This window comes from Anabaena sp. FACHB-1391 (assembly GCF_014696755.1).
GTDB lineage: Bacteria > Cyanobacteriota > Cyanobacteriia > Cyanobacteriales > Nostocaceae > Dolichospermum > Dolichospermum planctonicum.
Genome location: NZ_JACJQS010000031.1, coordinates 39,073 through 59,115, shown reverse-complemented (window position 1 = coordinate 59,115; position 20,043 = coordinate 39,073). Strand labels below are relative to the sequence as shown.

Below are 20,043 nucleotides of genomic sequence, written 5' to 3'. Positions count from 1 at the left end.
TCAAAAATAAACCATTCGTAAATATTAGTTGCTATTAAATATTTCAGTTCTAGATTTTTCTCTGTTAAACGTTCTCTGAGAAAATATAAAACTAATTCCTGAAATGCTTTAGTATTTAAATTATCAATTTTGAGCATTTCGCTTTTATTTGTTGGCTTTTTAACTTCTAAAATTACACCAACACTGGTTTTAGGGTCTTGACCATTATGAATAACCAGGTCATTTCGTCCTTTAGTATTAATAAAGTGATGATAACTGTAATATGTGTTCTTGAAAAAGTCAGCAATCAGGTTTTTATGAAATTCCTCTGATTCAGATTCGTTAATTTTTGCAATTAGGTTTTTTAGATGTTTTTTGAAAGTTTCAATATCCTTTCTAAAAGGATTGATTTTCAGAAATGCTTTATTTAATGATTCTCTGGGTTGTAGTTTCTGTGAGTTCATTTGTTTTTCACGCAGAAAATGTAATTAAAAACGTAATTAGAAACGTAATTAGAAACGTAATTTTCATATCCCCGAATTATTAAAAAAGTTGGGGATATATCTTATTCATTATAAACTATCAGGATCAATATTCAACTCGCGTAATTTAGCAGCTAACTTCCGCGCTTTTGTTTCAGATTCCTGTCTAGCAGTTACTTCCTCTTCATGAGTGAGAAGAATTTGATTTGTAACAGGGTTGTAAAAACGTAATTTTCCCTCTTCTAGTCGCAACTCTAAACCTAATACTTCACTTTTTAAAGAGATGATATGATCATTTACACCCTGTTGTAAAATCGGTAAATAATTACCATCAACTAAATGTAAACCTTGCAATTGAGGACTAAGATAATCCCCTGTAGGATCATATTGAAAATATTCACTGACACCTAAAAAAGCGTAAATTCCTTTTTTTGCTCCTTGATCTTGACTGCGGGTACTTCTTGAGGTAATTTCTAAGACAAAACCAGGAGTTTGATCATTTTCCTCCCAGGTTTTATAACTACCTCGATCATGTTTCTCCACACCAAATACCACAAATACATCTGGTGCGACAACTGACCCAGGATAACCTTTTTCATAATAGATGAATAAGTTACCAGCTACATACACATCTGGACGATTTTGAAAATAAATCCGGAGGACATTTCTCGCATAGGTCAAATAACTACATTGTAGATCACCTTCAGCCATTGGTTTACCGTCCTCTTCCGGGTATTCAATAGGAGTAACAGGTATATATTCTACGGATACTGTCATGGTTATTCCCTCAAATCAATTCGGGTTAAACTTAATATAAACTATATAATTATCAGTTGACTATTTTCTATAATCATTAAAACTCACGCTAAATTAGATTAATCAAATCATCATCCAGGAGAAACTATGTCAGTGGTAAAACCTAGTATTTTGGTAACGGGGGGAGCAGGATATATTGGTTCTCATACGGTATTAGCACTCAAGCAAGCCGGTTATGAGGTGGTAATTCTAGATAATCTGGTGTATGGACATCGGGATTTGGTAGAACAGGTTTTACAAGTAGAATTGATCCAAGGAGATACAAGCGATCGCACTTTATTAGATAATCTCTTTCAGACTCGCAATTTTGCCGCAGTTATGCACTTTTCCGCCTATGCTTATGTAGGAGAATCTGTTACCGATCCTGCTAAATATTACCGGAATAATGTTTTAGGAACATTGACATTATTAGAATCAATGTTAGCAGCTTCTATTCATAAATTTGTCTTTTCTTCCACCTGTGCTACCTATGGTGTGCCGGATTTTATTCCCATTACCGAAGATCATCCCCAAAATCCCATTAATCCCTATGGTGCAACCAAATTAATGGTAGAAAGAATATTAACTGATTTTGATGTAGCATACGATTTTAAATCGGTGCGTTTTCGGTATTTTAATGCTGCTGGTGCTAACCCCCAAGGATTATTAGGAGAAGATCATCATCCCGAAACCCATTTAATCCCTTTAATATTGCAAACAGCATTAGGTCAACGGGAAGCTATTAGTATTTTTGGTACTGATTATCCTACTCCTGATGGTACTTGTATCCGCGATTATATTCATGTCAATGATTTAGCAGATGCCCATATTTTAGGACTAGAATATCTATTAAATGGTGGTAAAAGTGAGGTTTTTAACTTAGGAAATGGTAACGGTTTTTCAGTTAGAGAAGTAATTGCCGCAGCCGAAGATGTTACAGGTATGATAATATCAGTCAAAGAATGCGATCGTCGTGCCGGAGATCCTCCCGCATTAATTGGTACAAGCGAAAAAGCTCGAAAAATCTTGAATTGGCAACCTCAATATCCAGATATTAAAGATATTGTCTCTCACGCTTGGCAATGGCATCAAAAAAGGCATAAATAACTTTTGCTGTAATTAATCAGCACAGGGATAATTGGGTTTTGAAACGCTAATTTTCTCCTTTTCCCTAGTTTTTCTTCTTAATTTGCACCAAAAAAATGACAATTCCTCCAAATATCAACAAAATTCCTAACCAAATCAAAGGTTGTGTTAACCCAATTTTTCTCCCTTGCTGCTTTGAAATCGCATTTTCCACCCCTTGAGGACTATTAACAACCTTTCCCGTAGCCACAGTCACAAGAAACTTTAACTCAAAAGGTAGAAAACTCCCGACAGTCACAGGTGTACCACTCAATTCCAACTGATAAGCCCCTGGTTTAGGAAAAATAAATTCTGTTCCTGGTATGCCTTGATACCGTTCAGCCTGAATGGGTTTTAATAGAGGTTGAATTAATGCCGGTTCTCCTGTGACATGAGGTTCAGCATAAACAGCTAATTGACAATCACAATCTTTTAAAGGAATTACCTGACCACCTTTACGGGTCAGGAGAAACCAAGCTTGAGTAACTTCTCCAGCGCGGGGATTATCATTAGGTTCTAAGTGGACAGTACCACCCACGTCTGCTGATATTTTTACTGTATGGGCTAAAACTTGAGTATTTTCAGCTACTATTAAACTAGATAAAACTAATAATAATAGATACTTTATTTTGATTTTGTGACGATTAAAAATAGTGAAGATATTTAATCTACCGCGATTTCTTAGGAGGAACATAAAACTTTTCTAACCCTAAACATATCCAAAAATATCGAGAACGTACCAATAAAACACCAAAAGTAATTATCCCCAACAAAATGACGGTTAATTGGTTTTGGAAGTAATGAGAACCCATTAAAACCGTATGAATAGCACTTAATAATAAAGCTGGTACACTAAAAAGATGAATTTGCCGCCAATATTTACCTAATGACTTTTGCAGAAAATCAAAACTTGTACAAGCAGCAGGAGTTATTAATACTAATGCTACAGCCCCAGCACCTATTCCCCATTGAAATTCTAACGGTAAAAACCAAAAAGCGCTGAAATTCCATTTGAGGGAGTGTTCAAGATGATGAATAGTATGTACCCCAGATAGCATAAAAGCCCCAACTCCCAAAGCCCGACGGTAACGCAGTGGTGCAGACCAAAAACTATTGACAGGCCGAGCAATCAATGAAAGAATTAAACAGATTAGGGCGGCGTGGCCGTTATAGTCTGTCATGGTGTCTCCCGTCCGCAGTAGGGTAATAACACCAATAATCAAAGTTACCCACCCCCCCAACTGGAATAATTGACTACGGCGATCTTTACTAATTAATGCCGTAGAAACACCTACACCCACCATGATGGGTAGTGTGCCAATCCCAAAAGCTAACATTGTCCCTGCACCTTGCCACAAATTCCCTGTAGCCGCTGCTTTGATTTGGGCAGCGTATAAAAAACCACAGGGCATTAGTCCCCATGTCATGCCCAAAAGTGCCGGTGTCCACCATTGAGTTTGTGAAGATAACTTCATCATGCCCGCACTGAGGCGGTTGTGTAAGTTACCTTTTAATATAGGGTGTAAAAGGGGAATATGCGGTAAAAAACCCGGTTTAATTTGTCCTAAACCAAACCAAATCAGCATCGTACCCGTAATTATGGCTACCCAATGCCGCAAATCGCTACCAATTCCCGCTAGTTGTCCACCTTCTACTAATACTGAACCTAGTGAGCCAATGCCAGCACCGACTAAAGTATAACTCAACATTCGCCCCAAGTTCAGTAAAGTATGAAATTTTAATTGTTGTTGCCAACTCGGATTTTCTGGCTGCTTAGAAAGGGAAAAGGCCACTGTTAATGGTCCACACATTCCAAAGCAATGTCCAAAACTGCCCAGAAAACCTAGCAGGATTATAAGTGACAAGTCTAGCATATTAATTAAATTATGGAAACTGGGGAAGTATTCTATTTTTCATCTCTTACCATGAGGTTCATGTCAAAAGACAAGCTGTCAAACTTAGTCTTAGTGTTGCCAGACTCGGATTCCGGTAGAGGGACTAAAAATTACTGTATAAAGACACATATATACTAAAAAAGACCCCCGGTTAGAAACCGAGGGATTCTGCAAGTCGGAATTATCGCACAAAGACATTCGCGTACCTAACATAGCAAAGCAACAAATCAAAACAATGCCAAAATGCCAAAATGCCAAAATCTAAAAATGTAATTTATATGTAATTTATATGTAATTATATGTAATTATATGTAATTTATAACGTCAATATTTTTACTTATATTCTTCTTTGTCTGTAAAGCTATCAGTTAAAGGTTTAACGACTTTAGCGATCGCTTCTTGAACAAAAACTTTGATAAACTCATCTCGACGATTAATCTGAAACTGCTGTTGTACTACTTCTGTCATTCCCCCGTCACCCCAATCTTGATCATGACGAAAATACTCAATAAAGCTTTTCCCAGCAATGCGGGTTAAATAAGCGGCTGTTACACCTTGAATTGCTCTACCGACAATAAAAGTAGTTACATTGAGTTGTAAAGCTGTTGATAATAATTGAATTGCCCCTTTGACGATACCTAAACCAGCGATAGTTTTTCCTAAAGATAGGGCTAATTCTTTACCCCTTTCCATGTTTAAATCGCAACCGTATATCTTACCAATTTCTACTACCATTTGGGCATTAACGGCAGCAGTTGCCAGTAAATCTACTACTGGTAATGGTGTTACAGAAACCACACCTGCCCCAATCCATTGGTAACGGACGATGACTTTATCAGCTTGACGACGACGCTGGGAGTCTATGAGTTTGCGGGCTTCTTCTCCTAAGCGCAGAGATTGTAAGAGAATATTATCCGCAATTAAATCCTCACCTTCAGCCCGTAAGATAGAAGCCATGCGCCGCAACAGGGGGATAATATCCGGTTCTGGTTGGCAGGTTTCGCCGGTTTCTAACTTAGCTATTTGCGGGTTAGCAGCGATCGCTACCACATCATTAGTAGCAATAAAACTACGTACTCTCTCCCGCAATCTCCCCAAAATCACATCCCTATCAGTATCAGTATATAAATCCGTTTTATTTAGCACTAAAAGCGATCGCTTACCAATTTCCGCCAACCCCCGCAGTGGTTCATATTCAGAACGGCGTAAATCATTATCTACCACAAATAGCAGTAAATCCGCTTCCGTAGCCAAAGCCCTAGCCAGTTGTTCCCGTTCCGTACCCTCCACCCCTGGTTCTAAAATCCCTGGAGTATCGGTAATTAATATCTTCCGTTCCAAACCCTTCAACCGTAAACAATAGGTTTCTCCCACCTGAGTTGTCCCCATAGGCGCGTTGACTTCACCCACTATCCGCCCCATAATGGCATTAACTAAGGACGTTTTGCCGGCGCTTCCTGTACCAAAGACAACAACTTGAATTTCTCCCCTAGCTAAATTAGCCTCAATGTCCCTAGTGCGACTGAGTAAAGCTTGGCGTGTCACCTCATCTTGAATTTGGGCTACTTGTTGACGCACTGCTTGTAAAGTGGAAGAAGCAGCATCAGATTTAGCCGCAGGAATTTGGGCTGGAGTCACTCTTTGGCGTTGTCGTCGGGATTTTTCCTCTCCTTTTCGCAGCACTAGTACATAATAGACAAAGGCGGCGATTAAACCACCAATCAAGAAAATTAGCAGTAATAATAGTAAATTACCCAACAATGGTGAATAGGACAACTGCCAGTACAGCCGAGAGAGAGAATCAATCAGCCATAAGGTTAACGCCAAAATGACGATTAGGCCAACAATCAGTGTTACTACGCGAGACAAAGGCATGAATGATAAATTTATTACTTGTATAATGGGTTGTTTAATTTTCTCAAGTATAAAGTACCAGGTATCAAGTACAAAGCACTTTTTTCCATATCCTAGCCTGTAGTCAGAACTTTAGTCCTGTTTTTCCAACCCTACCGCCACAAAATCAGGGATAAAGCCCAGACAACAAAGAAAAAAATATAAAAAATATAATTTTTGTGACATCTATGTAAATCCGATCTGGGCAAAGATGATTCTCCGGCTTGGAGAGTAGAGAAAAATAGTCTTTCATTTACCTGAAATATGCTGTAGAATCATATAATTCCACTACTTAATCCTCAATTCTGCTATAGAATTGATCATGAGAAACATTAAAAATAACGGGTAAAAATCAATGGGACTGTTTGATCAAATTCTTGGGGCTGTTAATAGTTCCACTCAAGTCGGTGGCTTAAATGACTTACTAAATGTTGTTAGTAATTCCACTCAAGGTGGTGGTTTGGATGACTTGCTAAATATTGCCAATACAGTTAAACAATTAGGTAATAACGTTGGTGCAGACTCCTCGACAATCCAATCAATTTTATCAGTTGTTGGTAAAGAAGTACAATCATCTTTGCAGGTGAAGCAAGCTACCGACGGAACTGAATCCGTACAGGATTTTGTCAATCAATTTGCAGGAACTTCACCTAATTCTGAAGCGGTAAATACCCTATTTTCTCCAGATATTCAAGCAAAAGTCACTGAAAACGCCGCCCAGGTCGCCGGCTTAAATGTTGAGAAAATTCAAGAACTATTACCCAGTTTAGTGCCTTTAATCTTGAGTTTCTTGCAATCTAGTGGCAATCCGTTCTTAAATAAATTTCTAGATATTGATGGTGATGGTAATGTTGATATTGCTGATTTACTTAAATTAGCTAGTCGCTTTTTAAGAATTTAATCCTGATTCATCCCGACTGCATTTGTTCAAACATTATAGCAGGGAATCCACCGACAAATGATAACTTTAAGAATTGTAAACCGTTAACAATTGAGTTTATGAATGCAGCCGAGGATAAAACAATAGTCCGCGAATACTTTAACTCCACAGGCTTTGATCGGTGGCGACGCATCTATGGTGATGGTGAAGTCAACAAAGTCCAGTTAGATATTCGCACTGGACATCAGCAAACTGTAGATAATGTCATTGGCTGGCTAAAAGCTGACAACAATTTACCAGAATTATCAATTTGTGATGCTGGCTGTGGTGTGGGTAGTTTAAGTATTCCCTTGGCTATGGAAGGCGCTAAAGTCTATGCCAGTGATATTTCTGCTAAAATGGTATCAGAAGCCCAAGATAGGGCTGTAAAGGCTTTTTCCAATACCATAAATCCCTCCTTTGCGGTACAGGATTTAGAATCTTTGAGTGGTAATTATCACACCATCATCTGTTTAGATGTTCTGATTCATTACCCCCAAGACAAAGCCGATGAAATGATTTCTCACCTGTGTTCTTTAGCACAATCAAGAATTATTCTCAGTTTCGCGCCCAAAACCTGCTTTCTGACTATCCTCAAAAAAATCGGTAGTTTCTTTCCTGGACCGAGTAAAGCCACTCGTGCCTATTTACACCGTGAATCTGATGTCATTAAAGTCCTACAAAAAAATGGCTTTTCAGTGCAAAGACAGGCTATGACTCGTACACGCTTCTACTTTTCTCGCTTACTAGAAGCAACTCGTATACCTGCTGAGTAATCAAAAGTATTATGTTCAACATAAAAACTCTAAAAACCTAACCCCTAACTCCTTCCCTACTGGGGAAGGGGAAGGTAAAAACAAGATTTTCAAAGTCTCTCCCGTAATAAACTAACCATTCTTATAATATGAAAAATATTAAAAATAAAAATAACTGGAGGCTGGGTGCAGCAACAGCGCAAGCAACCCAACCAAATCCTAAAATTGTTGGGTAACATAGGTTAACCCAAACTATAAATCTTAATCAAGAACTACTTAAAAGTATCGCGGATTTGATCTTTCATTTTATCTGCGGGGTTACGAGATTCGCTTTTCGTATCCTTAGTTTTTCCCCCAGGTAGGTAATTAGGATTAACAATACTATTGTCTATTGCCCTTTCAGTTTTAGCTTCAATATCTTTTGTCACCGACTTTGACTTTTGTTTCCAAATCCCATCTTTTATATCTTCAACTGCATTACGAACCTTGCTTTCCGCTTGCTTTGCTTTTCCCATAAATTGATCTTTTTTGTTTCCTCTAACATTACCAATAGCTTCCTGGATTTTACCTTCAATATTCTTAGTTGTTGCTTCCACTCGATTCATGCTTGCAATTTGAGTTAGGCTATTTGGTTGAGTCAACAAAGTTGTAGCCAAACTATCCTCAGCAGCAAAAGCTGTAGAAGTTACCAAAAATAAAACTAAAGTAATGGTGAGAAAAAATTTGCGAAATGCTTGAAGTAATATCATTGAATTTTGCTCCCTCATTTATAGATTGGTAATTAGTTGGTAATTAATTTATTAAAGGCCTGATCATGGTCAATTTCGCACAGCCGGGGCAATTTTAACGACAACTTTCACACTTTTAACGCCTCTGATTTCCTTAGCAAGAGGATCGATTTTGTTTAATTGTTCTTGAGTTTGTACAGTTCCAGCTACGACAACTTCCCCATTTTTAGAAGTAACTGTTAGTTGACCAGAGGGAATATTGGCTTCCAGTTTAGAGCGCACCTCACTGGCAATATCGGCATTAGCCCGATCTGAACTTCCCCCAGTGATGTTATGACGTTCCTCACGAGCGCGAATATCTGCATTAAGTTGATCTCGACGGACTTTGCTAGTTGCATCTTTTTGGTTACTTTCGACTGTTTTATCTGTGGGAACTTCACCAGTTTCCTCAGTCGAATTGGGCGCACTGCTGCTAGTTTTAGCCTTATTGTCGCAGGCAACGGTTCCCAGAAGTAGAATCCCGCCGAGAACTAAAGGCATGATTTTTTTCATGGTTCAAATCCTTGACCAAAAATCTGGGATACAAGCCCCGTCCTTTTAGGACGGCTTTATGTTAAAATTTGGTTATAGTCGCCATAGGGCATTGGGAGACTTTAAACGGACATGGAGGGACGATAAGACCACTTGTGGCGTGTTCCAGTGAAGTGTCAAGAATCATCGCACCTTCAGGTCGGTGAGTATGTCAATGTCCCGTTATTACCCCTTAAAACTGGGTTCTTTCCGGTGGAGAAATTCAAAAACATTCTTTAGCAGTAAATTAGAAACCAGAGACAGCAGTATCGGCATAACGACTAGTCGCCGGGGGATTGTAAACTTCCCATTCATGCAGTCCTTTACTCTTGAGAATCGTTTCTGCCCGCATGATTTCCGCCTCTGTACCATCTACAATCACCAAATAATTGCCATCAACCACATAATCGTGATAGACCTGGGCCCGGTGTTCAGGAATTCCTAAACCCACCAGTCCACCAAGCAAACCCCCAACTGCTGCGCCAATTACACCACCAGTTAGGGTTGTAGCGATCGCCGTAGCTGCTGCCCCTGCTAACATTACCGGACCGACTCCAGGGATAGCTAGAGTTCCTAACCCCACCAGCAAACCGGTTAGTCCCCCAACTACTCCTCCTGCTTCCAATCCAGTTTTCGCTCCTTCGTCAACATGAGTGGTTTCGGTTACGTCTCTAATCCGTGTGTCACCAATCCGGTAACTCTGACTCAACTTTTCATTGTCTTTGGCAATTACAGATACCTGATTCATGGCAAATCCGTTATCTCGCAATTCACTCAGAGCATTCTCTGCCTGTTGGTGACTAGAAAACACTCCTACCGCTCGTTTATGAGAAATCAAAGTCATTTTTTTCTCCTCTCAAAAAGTGAACAAGTGGCAGGTAATCAGGGAAAACCCCCGCCCTGCCTGTTTATGCTAGTCAATCAGTTTTTTGGCTTCATCTTTTACATCTTCAACTGCGTGGCGAATTTTGGCTTCTGCTTGTTTTTCTTTACCTTCTGCTTGAGTTTTTGGATCTCCAGTTACATCACCTACTACTTCTTGAATCTTACCTTCAATGTTTTTAGCAGTTGCCTTGGCTCTATTTTGCATACTCATAATCTGCTCCTGATAGAAAATGATGAAAATTAATTAATTGATATCAAATGATGTGAAATCTGGGTTTTATCTCCTTTCCACATTCGGATGTTCTTGGGTGTTAATATCTAACTCTTCTCGACGCAGAGTTTCTTCGGCTTCAATGGTTTCGTGATCTACAACTTTATCAACTCTGACTTCTTCACGTAAGAAGGCTTCTTTATGAATGTCCGCAGTTTCTTCATAAAGATTTATATGAGTTACTTCTGTTGTCCCAAAGCTATCAGCCCCTAAAGTAACTGCTTCTCCCGCATTTGTAGGAGTTATTTTTTCAATTACAACTCGTTCTTTATCTATTGGTACAGAAACCCGCGCTTTTTCTGTTTCTGTATGTTTACCAACAATAACTTCTCCCGTCTTCGTGCGGATTTTATTGGCAATTAATCTTTCTTGATATAGTTTGAATGTTTGATGATCTTGCTCATTCAGGGCATATAAAGCTGGTTCTTGTTGATAGTCATAGCCACTGCCATTACCAGACTTCTGAGGTGGGGCTATAGGCGCTACCATGGTAGCTCCAGCAGTTCTAGAGGCAGCTGTATCCATAGAACCAGAACTTTCTAAGAATGCTTCCGAACGATATACTCCTCTTACTTGTTCTTCATAGTTATAATCAATTTCTTTGTGTTCGTTAAATTCAGGTAAATTCTCCGCTTGTTGCTTGGTCATTCCCACTGTATAAATCCGTCCAGAGGTATGATCAACTCGTGAACGACCAACCGGTAATAAAACTTTTTTACCGAAAATCCATAAGCCTAAATCAACAACAAAATACCGGAAATGTCCTTTTTCATCTACTAAAATGTCACTGACTGTACCAATCTTTTCATCTACACTTACATAGACACCCATGCCTTTGATGTCTTTGCCTTCAAAACTATCACGATAATTTGGATCAAATTCTTTGATTTTTAAAAGAGTCATAATTTTTTCCTCTCCAATTTATTAGCTTGTTTCCGGGTTTAAATTCCTATTGTGTGCAAATTTCATCATGAATCATGATCTGAGGTCATTGACTACCCGGAAAGCGATTAAGTTCAAGTTCAATTGATTATTCTCAACATTAGAACCTGGTAAAATTGAATTTTTAGTTCTTAGTTGTTCTGTTCTAATAGATTCATATTAGATATTTTTATGATTAAGACCTTCCATCAAAGGCCTGATTATGTTTGTATGTCATTAGATAGATATTCTCAATTAAGTAAGTTTATAAAAATCAATACAATTTTCACTTAAACTAATAAAGATACCCCACCTCTTTTTTGTTGTAAATAGTAAATATTTGTTGTAAATAAATTTAAATAAATTATGAGTATTTATGATCACTTAAATTGATTGTATAAACGCAATCAGTTTAACTCCTGTGGGGTGAGCATTCCTTATCACTAGACATTAGTAACACTATCCAAACTTAATACACGGATATTTTTCCAAAAATTCCTTCAGGAAAATTGGCAATAATACACCCAGTGTCAAAAAATTGCACTAAAATCACTACGACGGTAATCTTTGGGTGTCAGGTATGGGGTATTTTGAAGTCAGCTTGACGATAAAATTAATCCACTATCTGTAGCCTATGGGCTTACGTCCCTAAAAAATTAGAGAGTTAACTTACTTATGATGTTTCAGTTGTTAAGCCGGGTCTTGCTATGGCTCTTAATTGGTGTTGTAGCCTATTCCTTGTTTCAAAGATTCTATCCCACAGGAACTTTTGTCGGTAGATTCATTTTAGGGCTGGTAATTGTTGTTTTAGCCTTGGCTTTTCTTAATCCCAATGAACCAGCAGTATCTTCTTTGTGGCGGTTTATCTCCTTTCCCCTCAAGCCCTTGGGTGCTTCGGTTTTAATGTTGTGTTTCGCTGCTCAAAAAATCAAAGGAGGTGGTATAGACAAACCGGGCGGTTACTTACTAGGATGGGCTTTAGGTATTTTACTTTTATCTAGTACACCAGCGATCGCTTATTTCTTAGTTAGATCACCAATTGCTACAGTGGAGGGTAATAATCTCAATTACCAATCTTCTTCATCTGCTTTAGTAGCCTTAGCTCCAGTCAATACTAGTCCTAGTATCTCAGATATACAGCAAGATATCATCCTACATCAGGAAGAGATCAATTCTCCCATTATAGCTTTCAATAGTATGAATAGGAACATTCCCTCCTATCTACTCCAAAATCCCCAAGAAATCAGAAACCGTGGGTTACGGGTAGAGGATTTTGTCCCTAGTGCAGAAACGCTGCAACTTACTACCCAAGTATGGGAAAGTTATCTCAACCAAATTTATGTTTTCTTGCGTGGTCGCCCGTGATCATGTTTAAAATGTGACTGGGGTTAGGGGATGAAGGTGGGAACAGATTAATCATTAATCATCAATTGCTGGCATGGCCAAATCGCACAGACTTGCTAAAATCGCTCACTATTTACGTCCCTATTGGCGGGAAACTATATCAGGTATTATCGCCTTATTACTCGTCAATGGACTGGGGGTGTATATTCCTTTGTTAATTCGTTCTGGAGTAGATACACTTTCAATTTCCACGAATGTGAGTTTTCACCAGGTAATACATTACGTGGTGATCATTACTCTACTCAGTTCCGCCATGTGGATGGTACGAATGGCTTCCCGTATTTGGATATTTGGTGTGGGAAGACAGGTAGAATTTGACCTCAAACAGCGGATTTTTGAACATTTACTCCGATTAGAACCTGCTTATTTTAACGTTAATACCCCTGGGGATTTAATTAGTCGCGCTACTAGTGATGTAGATAATATTCGACGATTATTAGGCTTTGCTGTCTTGAGTTTGGCAAATACCATGTTCGCCTATGCTCTAACATTACCAGTCATGTTATCCTTGAGTGTAGACCTGACATTGGCATCATTAGCAGTTTATCCCCTGATGTTTCTCGTGGTGCATTTTTTTAGCGATCGCCTGCGTGACGAACAAACCGCTGTCCAGGAAAAACTTGCAAATATCAGCGAACTTGTCCGGGAAGATATTAGTGGTATTACTCTCATTAAAATTTACGCCCAAGAAAAAAATGAGCGTCAGGCTTTTAATCGAGAAAATCAACAGCTATTAACTGCTAATTTGCAATTAGCCAAAACTCGTAACACTCTATTTCCTCTCATTGGTGGTTTAGCTAGTCTCAGTTCTTTAATAATCATCTGGTTAGGTACAGCACGAATATCTACTGGTTCTCTAGCAATTGGGGATTTTTTGGCGCTACTAATTTATGTAGAGCGTTTGGTTTTCCCCACGGCTTTATTAGGATTTACCATTACAGCTTATCAACGAGGTGAAGTTAGTATTGACCGATTAGAGACTATTCTCAGTGTAACCCCCAAAATTCAGGACACAGCTAATAGTCAACATATTGAAATCCGTAATATCCAAGGAGAACTAACAGCAGTAAATTTTAATTACACTTACCCTGGTGTCAATACCCCAGCTTTAGATCATCTCAATTTTACCATTGCCCCTGGGGAAATAGTCGCCATTATCGGTCCTGTGGGTTGTGGAAAATCAACTTTAGCCAATGCTATCCCTAGATTATTAGATATTCAGCCCGGACAATTATTTTTAGATGGCTGGGATATTACTCAACTCGCTGTGAGTGATTTAAGAAAAGCCATTGCTTACGTACCTCAAGATAGCTTTTTATTCAGTACCACCATCAAAAATAATATCCGTTATGGCGACCCCCTAGCCCCAGAAGAAAATGTAATTTACGCGGGCAAAATGGCGCAAATTGATTCAGAAATCGGTAAATTTCCCAAAAAATACGAAACCATTGTGGGAGAGCGCGGTATTACCCTTTCTGGTGGACAACGACAACGCACAGCTTTAGCAAGAGCTATGTTAATTGATGCCCCAATTTTGCTTTTAGATGATGCCCTTTCCAGTGTAGATAATCAAACTGCTACACAAATTCTGGCTAATCTCTCCACAGGTACAAAAAGAAAAACTGTGATTTTCATTACTCACCAACTTTCCGCAGCGGCCACCGCTGACCGAATTTTGGTCATGGAGCAGGGCAAAATCGTCCAAAGCGGTAATCACTCAGAACTTGTAGAACAGCCTGGACTTTATAAGATTTTGTGGAATCAACATCTTGTAGAAGAACTACTCCATTGAACTAAAATAGCTTGATTTTGTGAATAATTAGTGGTTATATTACTAATAAGAGAACTCCAGAAAAAGAAATACTCAGGGTTTGGAGAGATATTTTGGGTAGATTTTATCACTTCCCAAGCATTCTCTTAATAATCAGGAATTACGTAAAACGGAAGGAAAGTAAGGGTAATTCATGAATTACCCCTAGGTAATAATAAGGCTTATAGCTACACCTGACTGTTAGCTATATTCTGTTTAAGTCCTAATAATGCTGATGATTTCACTGTTGGCTGAATATATAGGAATATCACTGTAATGATTTTTTCTCAAAATTGGAGCAAGCCAGAAATGATTGCAATTGGAGTGGAAACCAAAGTCAGCAGGTTAGAATCTATTGTTGAACAAATTGGAGACGCTGTACTGTCTACAACTGAAACAATTGAACGTCTTGGTCAAAGAGTAGATTCCCTGAGTTTACAACTAGAAATCCAAGGAAAACAAGTACAGCAGCAAAGTTATCAGATTTTTGCCTTGTGTGACGCTGTCCAAAGTCTGGCGGACTCTCATAAGGAGTCAATACGACAAATCACTCAATTGTCACAAACTTTAGATGGACTCCTATCTTTAATCCAAAATTCAGATGAATAATTACCACAGTTGATGTTAAAAGCTAATGTTAAACTCTTAACTTTGTCACCGCAATTTTTCCAGAAAAACATATATCAACATCACTATTAGGAGTTCGCTCTCGTTGCCCGTATTCTCCTATGTAGCAAAAACCATCATCTTGTATGCGATAATTAACAGGTAAAGGCTTTGTACAAGGTTGACAAAATATTACCTCTGGAAATGCCGCCTCTGGTGACAAATGGGGTAAATTGACATTCCAAAAACATCCGGGTTCTAGAGGAAGTTGAATTAAATTCTCTAATAATTGGGAAGTCCATTTACTAGCTGCATCCCAATTATAATCGAGATTGCCGCGACGATAGTGAGAAACAGCAATTCCTGGAATACCGTGTATTGCTGCTTCTCTCGCAGCAGCGACAGTACCGGAAATATATTGATCAACTCCTAAGTTTCCACCAGCATTAATACCTGAGATTACGTACTTGACATTTGGATCAAGATGTGATATTGCAACTCTCACACAATCAGCAGGAGTTCCTCCTACTGCATACTCCAAATCAGAACGACGTTCGACGTTAATTGGCTGATGGGTAGTCACTTGATGTCCACAGCCTGATTGATGTAATTGTGGTGCCGCAATAATCAGTTTAGTCTTGTCATATTTAGTGCTTACGGCTTTGAATAAAGCTGCAATACCTGGGGCATCAATACCGTCGTCATTGGTTAAAATTATAGTCATTATTCGTTAGTGAGTGGTCACTTGTCAATCTGGAATATGGTTTGGTGGGTGATACTACCGGAAGTTATTTTAATTCACCGCCATATAAATGTAACATAACTTGAGTAATTTTAACATCTTTGTTGTTTATATTTGTTGTTTATAATTGTGATTTAATGAAATTACTTGAGTAGTTTAGTATAGAAATGGTTAAGGTGTCAAGATGGGACAGTTCCCAAACTTGCTGCTAGTTAGTGCTTTTACCTTTGGTATTGGTATCACCGCTTCTTTACATGGTGCAAACACTCATAACTTGTCTGGGTTAGCAGTATGCAGTATGTGACAATTATACTTGTGGTGTAACATAGCTGATAGCGCGTTTTTTAGTGGTTCATCTTCATTATTGCAATTATAAAAAAATAGATCACTTTTCACCTACAGTCCACCAAGCTAAAGCATAAGGTTGAACAGCTTCATTAACCTGCTTCTTAAATTCTACCCGAATTTTATAATTACCATTAGTAGAAACTGGACAAAAGATATGTTCAATATTATCCACTTCACTCACAGAAGCACACATAACAACTTCATTGTTCTTCCCATTTTCCTCAACCAAATAAACATCAAGATTATTTAATCCCTGATCTTTAAATGTTTCCCCCAGATCATATTGTTGATTATTATTTTTATCATTTAACTCTACCAAACGATCCCAACTTAAAGTAATAGCTACAAAATTATTTGCTTTTAAACCGCTTTTAAAAACATATTCCTGAGCAGTATTAGCATTAACTCTATCATAATTCCAACCAATTGATGGTATAGGCGCATTAGCTTTCCATTGACCACCATTTAATTGTTGATAAGCTCGAAAAGCATTTAGATGACCTGCTCCCATTTGAGCATCTAAGGGAATTTTTACATCTTGATAAGCTTCCGTTACTAACCAATCTTGATTTTGTTTATCAACTAATGTTCTCGTCATTCCTAACCGTAAACCATCACCACTATCTTGAATTTTATCTGCTGCATTGAGTAATATAGCTTTCATCACTTGATGACGACGAGCATCAATGCTCCAATTTAGTTGTTTATTTCGCAATTGTCTATCAGTAAACTCTTGCAATAATGCTACAGTAGCAGTAACCTGTGGTGCAGCAAAACTAGTACCTGTAGATTTATTAATTTTACCATCGGGATTAAGTAAAGGAATATTAGTACCAGGAGCAACTAAACTAATTGCTCTTCTATTACCAATATTAAATTCCTTTCCAGTTAAACGATCTTTTATTTCTTGACTGTTATTAGTCAAATTAGAAACGTGAACTTTATCAAAAATTCCGTTTCGTTCTGAGGAAAAAGCCACATTAATTGCGTTAAAATTGTCTGTAGGAATAGGAATCCCGCCTTTACCTTGATTTCCCGCAATAGTATACACAACATCATGCACACGACTAGACCAGTCAATACATAATGTGAGTAAAGCATTTCCATCTAAAATAGCTTCTGGTCTAGAATCACGATTTAATGGTTCACCAAAACTAAAATTAATAGCTCGAACATCACCACCATTTTGTAAAGCGATGTGTTGCGCTGATAAACACTCCTCCGGTTGACCATTTTTTCTCATAGACCCCACAGCGGAAGAATATAATCGTGCATTGGGTGCTACACCAGGAAAAGCTTTATCTTGACTTACCATGACAGCAGAAACATTATAGGCATGAGACTCAACATTAAAATTTGACTTAGCTACAAGATTGCGGATAAAAACCGCTGTTGGTGATACAGCACGATTTTTAGACACGGCTTTGTCCCAGCCAAACATTCCTGGACGACCGATTTCTACTTGACCAATAGCAATTTTTCTTCCGGTTAAATTATAAGGAGCTTGATGTAACTTCAAAGCATCAATACCTTTATAATCTAAAAAATTTGTAACTTTTACACCAGCAAAGGTTGGTAGAGTTAAGCAGGAAAAACTTAAACCCCAAAAAATTATCCAATTTTTGTTCATGAGCTACTAAGTAAAATACAAGACTTAAAAGATATGGTACAAAAGGCAATGTATAAAATCTAAGAAGTGAAAGAGAAGATGCAAAAGGCAATGTATACAATGCTAAAGGTAAAAGAAAAAATGCAAAAGGCAATGTATAGGGTATCAGAAAGATATGATTTTTATCTTTTCTTTCTTCTCCTGAGTCCCGACTTCTGACTCCTGATTTTCACTAAAAAACTTTTTTACTCTTGCCTTAATTAATAATTTATCCATATTTTGTTACAATACCTACAGACGAAGACGCTTAAAACCCACTAACCATGACCCAAAATTCATCTCAAAAGCCCATAGTTATTGCTCCATCTATCCTATCAGCAGATTTTAGCCGTCTGGGTGACGATATTCGCGCCGTAGACAAAGCGGGAGCAGATTGGATTCACGTTGATGTAATGGACGGACGTTTTGTCCCTAATATTACAATAGGTCCTCTGATTGTGGAGGCGATTCGTCCGGTTACAACTAAACCCCTAGATGTCCACTTGATGATTGTTGAACCAGAAAAGTATGTAGAAGGTTTTGCTAAGGCTGGTGCTGATATTATATCCGTCCATGCTGAACATAACGCATCTCCTCACTTACACCGCACTTTGGGACAAATCAGAGAACTTGGTAAGCAGGCTGGAGTTGTACTGAATCCTGGTACACCTTTGGAGTTAATTGAATATGTGCTGGAATTGTGCGATTTAGTGCTAATTATGAGCGTTAACCCCGGTTTTGGTGGTCAAAGCTTCATTCCTAGCGTAGTTCCTAAAATCCGCAAATTGCGTCAAATGTGTGATGAACGCGGTTTAGATCCTTGGATTGAAGTTGACGGGGGTCTGAAAGCTAATAATACTTGGCAAGTTTTGGAAGCTGGTGCTAATGCTATTGTAGCAGGTTCGGCTGTATTCAATGCTCCTGATTATGCTGACGCGATTCACAATATCCGTAACAGTAAGCGTCCAACTCCAGAATTAGCTGCTGTTTAATTTAAATACTTCTGATCAAGTACAACTTAGATCCTCGATTTCTTTGAGAAGTCGGGGATTTATTTTATATTTTTATAAAATTTGATGCCTTTGAAAAATCAGTTAAGATGATGTTAGTACAATCGCTCTAAGTAATTGACTTCCCTAATATGACAACCAGCGCAACTATAAACAAGGTGGACTACCTCCGCATCAGTTTAATTGATCGCTGCAACTTTCGTTGTCAATACTGTATGCCCGAAGGTGCAGAACTTGATTATATCGTCAAACAGCAATTATTAACTGATGAGGAACTGCTTACCCTCATTCAAGAGGTATTTATCCCCGTTGGTTTTACCCGCTTTCGTTTAACTGGTGGTGAACCTTTACTCCGTCCTCATGTAGTTGATTTAGTTGAGAAAATTGCTCATCTTCCCCAAACTGAAGATCTAGGAATGACTACAAATGGATTTCTACTCGCTCCCATAGCCCAAAATCTCTATGATGCAGGTTTAAAAAGAATTAATATTAGTTTAGATTCTTTAGATCCACATATATTTGCAGAAATTGTCGGTAATCATGGACGTGGACGCTGGCAACAAGTGTGGGAAGGTATCCAAGCTGCTTATAGGGTGGGATTTAACCCGTTGAAATTAAATGTAGTGGTAATTCCTGGCGTTAATGACCATGAAATTTTAGACTTGGCTGCTTTAACTATTGATAAACAATGGCACGTTAGATTTATTGAATTTATGCCTATTGGGAACAAAGACCTATTTAGCGATCGCGGTTGGGTATCTTCAGCAGATTTACGTCAATCCATTTATGAGCGTTGGGGCTTGACAGAATCGCAAGTTTGTGGTAATGGACCTGCGGATATATTTCAAATTCCTGGGGCTAAAGGCACACTAGGATTTATTAGCCAAATGTCAGAATGTTTTTGCGATCGCTGTAACCGGATGCGTCTTAGCGCCGATGGTTGGCTACGTCCTTGCTTATTAAATGAAACCGGTCAAATTGACTTAAAATCATCTTTACGCGCTGGTATTAGTACCACAGACCTACAAACACAAGTGAGACAAATTTTAAATATCAAATCAGAAATAAACTTTAAACAACGTGACTCTGGTACTCTCGGCACTTATGCCCGTACTATGTCCCAGATTGGTGGTTAGTCAGTTAATATCAGGGAATCTTAGATTTTATAGGGCTGACACAATTGTCACAAAAAATAAATTATAATCTTCTGTTTTTAGCTAGAGATTTAGCTCTGATGATTGTTCTCGTAGACTCTCG

At 38.4% G+C, this 20,043-nt stretch carries 18 protein-coding genes and 2 pseudogenes; 8 read left to right on the top strand and 12 right to left on the bottom strand.

From position 1 onward, the window contains the following. Together H6F62_RS14965 and H6F62_RS14960 are read right to left on the bottom strand one after the other, a co-directional pair. Positions 1-443: pseudogene (locus H6F62_RS14965) on the bottom strand (type II restriction endonuclease); the annotation flags it as partial. 108 nt (positions 444-551) lie between these two features. Beyond that, positions 552-1,238 (bottom strand): Uma2 family endonuclease, encoded by a 687-nt coding sequence (locus tag H6F62_RS14960; protein ID WP_137909043.1) that lies wholly within the window; start codon positions 1,236-1,238, stop codon positions 552-554. A gap of 126 nt (positions 1,239-1,364) precedes the next feature. On the opposite strand from H6F62_RS14960, the gene galE reads away from it, so the two are divergent. Continuing rightward, entirely contained in the window at positions 1,365-2,363 is a 999-nt protein-coding gene (gene galE / locus H6F62_RS14955; protein WP_137909042.1) for a UDP-glucose 4-epimerase GalE, read from the top strand. 64 nt (positions 2,364-2,427) lie between these two features. Here galE and H6F62_RS14950 read toward each other — a convergent pair whose 3' ends face one another. The 3 genes from H6F62_RS14950 to H6F62_RS14940 form a co-directional block, all read right to left on the bottom strand. After that, positions 2,428-3,075: a hypothetical protein gene (locus H6F62_RS14950; RefSeq protein ID WP_190372368.1), complete on the bottom strand. Its 648-nt coding sequence runs from the start codon at positions 3,073-3,075 to the stop codon at positions 2,428-2,430. After that, positions 3,050-4,255, bottom strand: coding sequence for a sulfite exporter TauE/SafE family protein (locus H6F62_RS14945; RefSeq protein ID WP_137909040.1), 1,206 nt, complete (start codon positions 4,253-4,255; stop codon positions 3,050-3,052). Before H6F62_RS14945 ends, H6F62_RS14950 begins: the two co-directional genes overlap by 26 nt. A 354-nt stretch (positions 4,256-4,609) precedes the next feature. After that, positions 4,610-6,151, bottom strand: coding sequence for a GTP-binding protein (locus H6F62_RS14940; RefSeq protein ID WP_137909039.1), 1,542 nt, complete (start codon positions 6,149-6,151; stop codon positions 4,610-4,612). Positions 6,152-6,524: 373 nt separating this feature from the next. Between H6F62_RS14940 and H6F62_RS14935 the strand changes: the two genes are divergently transcribed. Together H6F62_RS14935 and bchM are read left to right on the top strand one after the other, a co-directional pair. After that, positions 6,525-7,070 (top strand): hypothetical protein, encoded by a 546-nt coding sequence (locus tag H6F62_RS14935; RefSeq protein ID WP_228036528.1) that lies wholly within the window; start codon positions 6,525-6,527, stop codon positions 7,068-7,070. A 98-nt stretch (positions 7,071-7,168) separates the two neighbouring features. Further along, a complete protein-coding gene (gene bchM, locus H6F62_RS14930) occupies positions 7,169-7,864 on the top strand; it encodes a magnesium protoporphyrin IX methyltransferase (RefSeq protein WP_137909038.1) in 696 nt (231 codons plus the stop codon). 419 nt (positions 7,865-8,283) lie between these two features. Here the strand turns inward: bchM and H6F62_RS20605 are convergent. The 5 genes and pseudogenes from H6F62_RS20605 to H6F62_RS14905 form a co-directional block, all read right to left on the bottom strand. Then, positions 8,284-8,457: pseudogene (locus tag H6F62_RS20605) on the bottom strand (CsbD family protein); the annotation flags it as partial. Between the two features lie 204 nt (positions 8,458-8,661). After that, positions 8,662-9,123 carry a BON domain-containing protein gene (locus H6F62_RS14920; RefSeq protein ID WP_190372366.1) on the bottom strand — a complete coding sequence of 154 codons (462 nt, stop codon included), beginning with the start codon at positions 9,121-9,123 and terminating at the stop codon, positions 8,662-8,664. Positions 9,124-9,388: 265 nt separating this feature from the next. Then, entirely contained in the window at positions 9,389-9,985 is a 597-nt protein-coding gene (locus H6F62_RS14915) for a general stress protein (protein ID WP_137909035.1), read from the bottom strand. Positions 9,986-10,054: 69 nt separating this feature from the next. After that, positions 10,055-10,237: a CsbD family protein gene (locus H6F62_RS14910; protein WP_190372365.1), complete on the bottom strand. Its 183-nt coding sequence runs from the start codon at positions 10,235-10,237 to the stop codon at positions 10,055-10,057. A gap of 66 nt (positions 10,238-10,303) precedes the next feature. After that, positions 10,304-11,200, bottom strand: coding sequence for a DUF2382 domain-containing protein (locus H6F62_RS14905; RefSeq protein WP_137909033.1), 897 nt, complete (start codon positions 11,198-11,200; stop codon positions 10,304-10,306). Between the two features lie 696 nt (positions 11,201-11,896). Between H6F62_RS14905 and H6F62_RS14900 the strand changes: the two genes are divergently transcribed. From H6F62_RS14900 to H6F62_RS14890, 3 genes are all read left to right on the top strand, one after another. Further along, positions 11,897-12,583, top strand: a complete 687-nt coding sequence (locus H6F62_RS14900; RefSeq protein WP_137909045.1) for a hypothetical protein — start codon at positions 11,897-11,899, stop codon at positions 12,581-12,583. Between the two features lie 73 nt (positions 12,584-12,656). Next, positions 12,657-14,414, top strand: a complete 1,758-nt coding sequence (locus H6F62_RS14895) for an ABC transporter ATP-binding protein (protein WP_137909032.1) — start codon at positions 12,657-12,659, stop codon at positions 14,412-14,414. Positions 14,415-14,741: 327 nt separating this feature from the next. Further along, positions 14,742-15,041: a hypothetical protein gene (locus H6F62_RS14890; RefSeq protein ID WP_190372364.1), complete on the top strand. Its 300-nt coding sequence runs from the start codon at positions 14,742-14,744 to the stop codon at positions 15,039-15,041. A 28-nt stretch (positions 15,042-15,069) separates the two neighbouring features. On the opposite strand, the gene surE is transcribed toward H6F62_RS14890, so the two are convergent. Both surE and H6F62_RS14880 read right to left on the bottom strand, forming a co-directional pair. Then, on the bottom strand, positions 15,070-15,762 hold the full coding sequence (gene surE, locus H6F62_RS14885) for a 5'/3'-nucleotidase SurE (protein ID WP_137909030.1): 693 nt from the start codon (positions 15,760-15,762) through the stop codon (positions 15,070-15,072). Between the two features lie 403 nt (positions 15,763-16,165). Further along, positions 16,166-17,758, bottom strand: a complete 1,593-nt coding sequence (locus H6F62_RS14880) for a S8 family serine peptidase (protein WP_190372363.1) — start codon at positions 17,756-17,758, stop codon at positions 16,166-16,168. 302 nt (positions 17,759-18,060) lie between these two features. On the opposite strand from H6F62_RS14880, the gene rpe reads away from it, so the two are divergent. Beyond that, positions 18,061-18,768 carry a ribulose-phosphate 3-epimerase gene (rpe, locus tag H6F62_RS14875; RefSeq protein ID WP_137909028.1) on the top strand — a complete coding sequence of 236 codons (708 nt, stop codon included), beginning with the start codon at positions 18,061-18,063 and terminating at the stop codon, positions 18,766-18,768. A 167-nt stretch (positions 18,769-18,935) separates the two neighbouring features. Beyond that, entirely contained in the window at positions 18,936-19,922 is a 987-nt protein-coding gene (gene moaA / locus H6F62_RS14870; protein WP_168358868.1) for a GTP 3',8-cyclase MoaA, read from the top strand. The last annotated feature ends 121 nt before the right edge of the window (positions 19,923-20,043 follow it).

Bases quoted from the DNA above. Each gene is read 5' to 3' on its own strand.
- H6F62_RS14960 (WP_137909043.1), bottom strand. From the start codon at position 1,238: ATGACAGTATCCGTAGAATATATACCTGTTACTCCTATTGAATACCCG.
- galE (WP_137909042.1), top strand. From the start codon at position 1,365: ATGTCAGTGGTAAAACCTAGTATTTTGGTAACGGGGGGAGCAGGATAT.
- H6F62_RS14950 (WP_190372368.1), bottom strand. From the start codon at position 3,075: ATGTTCCTCCTAAGAAATCGCGGTAGATTAAATATCTTCACTATTTTT.
- H6F62_RS14945 (WP_137909040.1), bottom strand. From the start codon at position 4,255: ATGCTAGACTTGTCACTTATAATCCTGCTAGGTTTTCTGGGCAGTTTT.
- H6F62_RS14940 (WP_137909039.1), bottom strand. From the start codon at position 6,151: ATGCCTTTGTCTCGCGTAGTAACACTGATTGTTGGCCTAATCGTCATT.
- H6F62_RS14935 (WP_228036528.1), top strand. From the start codon at position 6,525: ATGGGACTGTTTGATCAAATTCTTGGGGCTGTTAATAGTTCCACTCAA.
- bchM (WP_137909038.1), top strand. From the start codon at position 7,169: ATGAATGCAGCCGAGGATAAAACAATAGTCCGCGAATACTTTAACTCC.
- H6F62_RS14920 (WP_190372366.1), bottom strand. From the start codon at position 9,123: ATGAAAAAAATCATGCCTTTAGTTCTCGGCGGGATTCTACTTCTGGGA.
- H6F62_RS14915 (WP_137909035.1), bottom strand. From the start codon at position 9,985: ATGACTTTGATTTCTCATAAACGAGCGGTAGGAGTGTTTTCTAGTCAC.
- H6F62_RS14910 (WP_190372365.1), bottom strand. From the start codon at position 10,237: ATGAGTATGCAAAATAGAGCCAAGGCAACTGCTAAAAACATTGAAGGT.
- H6F62_RS14905 (WP_137909033.1), bottom strand. From the start codon at position 11,200: ATGACTCTTTTAAAAATCAAAGAATTTGATCCAAATTATCGTGATAGT.
- H6F62_RS14900 (WP_137909045.1), top strand. From the start codon at position 11,897: ATGTTTCAGTTGTTAAGCCGGGTCTTGCTATGGCTCTTAATTGGTGTT.
- H6F62_RS14895 (WP_137909032.1), top strand. From the start codon at position 12,657: ATGGCCAAATCGCACAGACTTGCTAAAATCGCTCACTATTTACGTCCC.
- H6F62_RS14890 (WP_190372364.1), top strand. From the start codon at position 14,742: ATGATTGCAATTGGAGTGGAAACCAAAGTCAGCAGGTTAGAATCTATT.
- surE (WP_137909030.1), bottom strand. From the start codon at position 15,762: ATGACTATAATTTTAACCAATGACGACGGTATTGATGCCCCAGGTATT.
- H6F62_RS14880 (WP_190372363.1), bottom strand. From the start codon at position 17,758: ATGAACAAAAATTGGATAATTTTTTGGGGTTTAAGTTTTTCCTGCTTA.
- rpe (WP_137909028.1), top strand. From the start codon at position 18,061: ATGACCCAAAATTCATCTCAAAAGCCCATAGTTATTGCTCCATCTATC.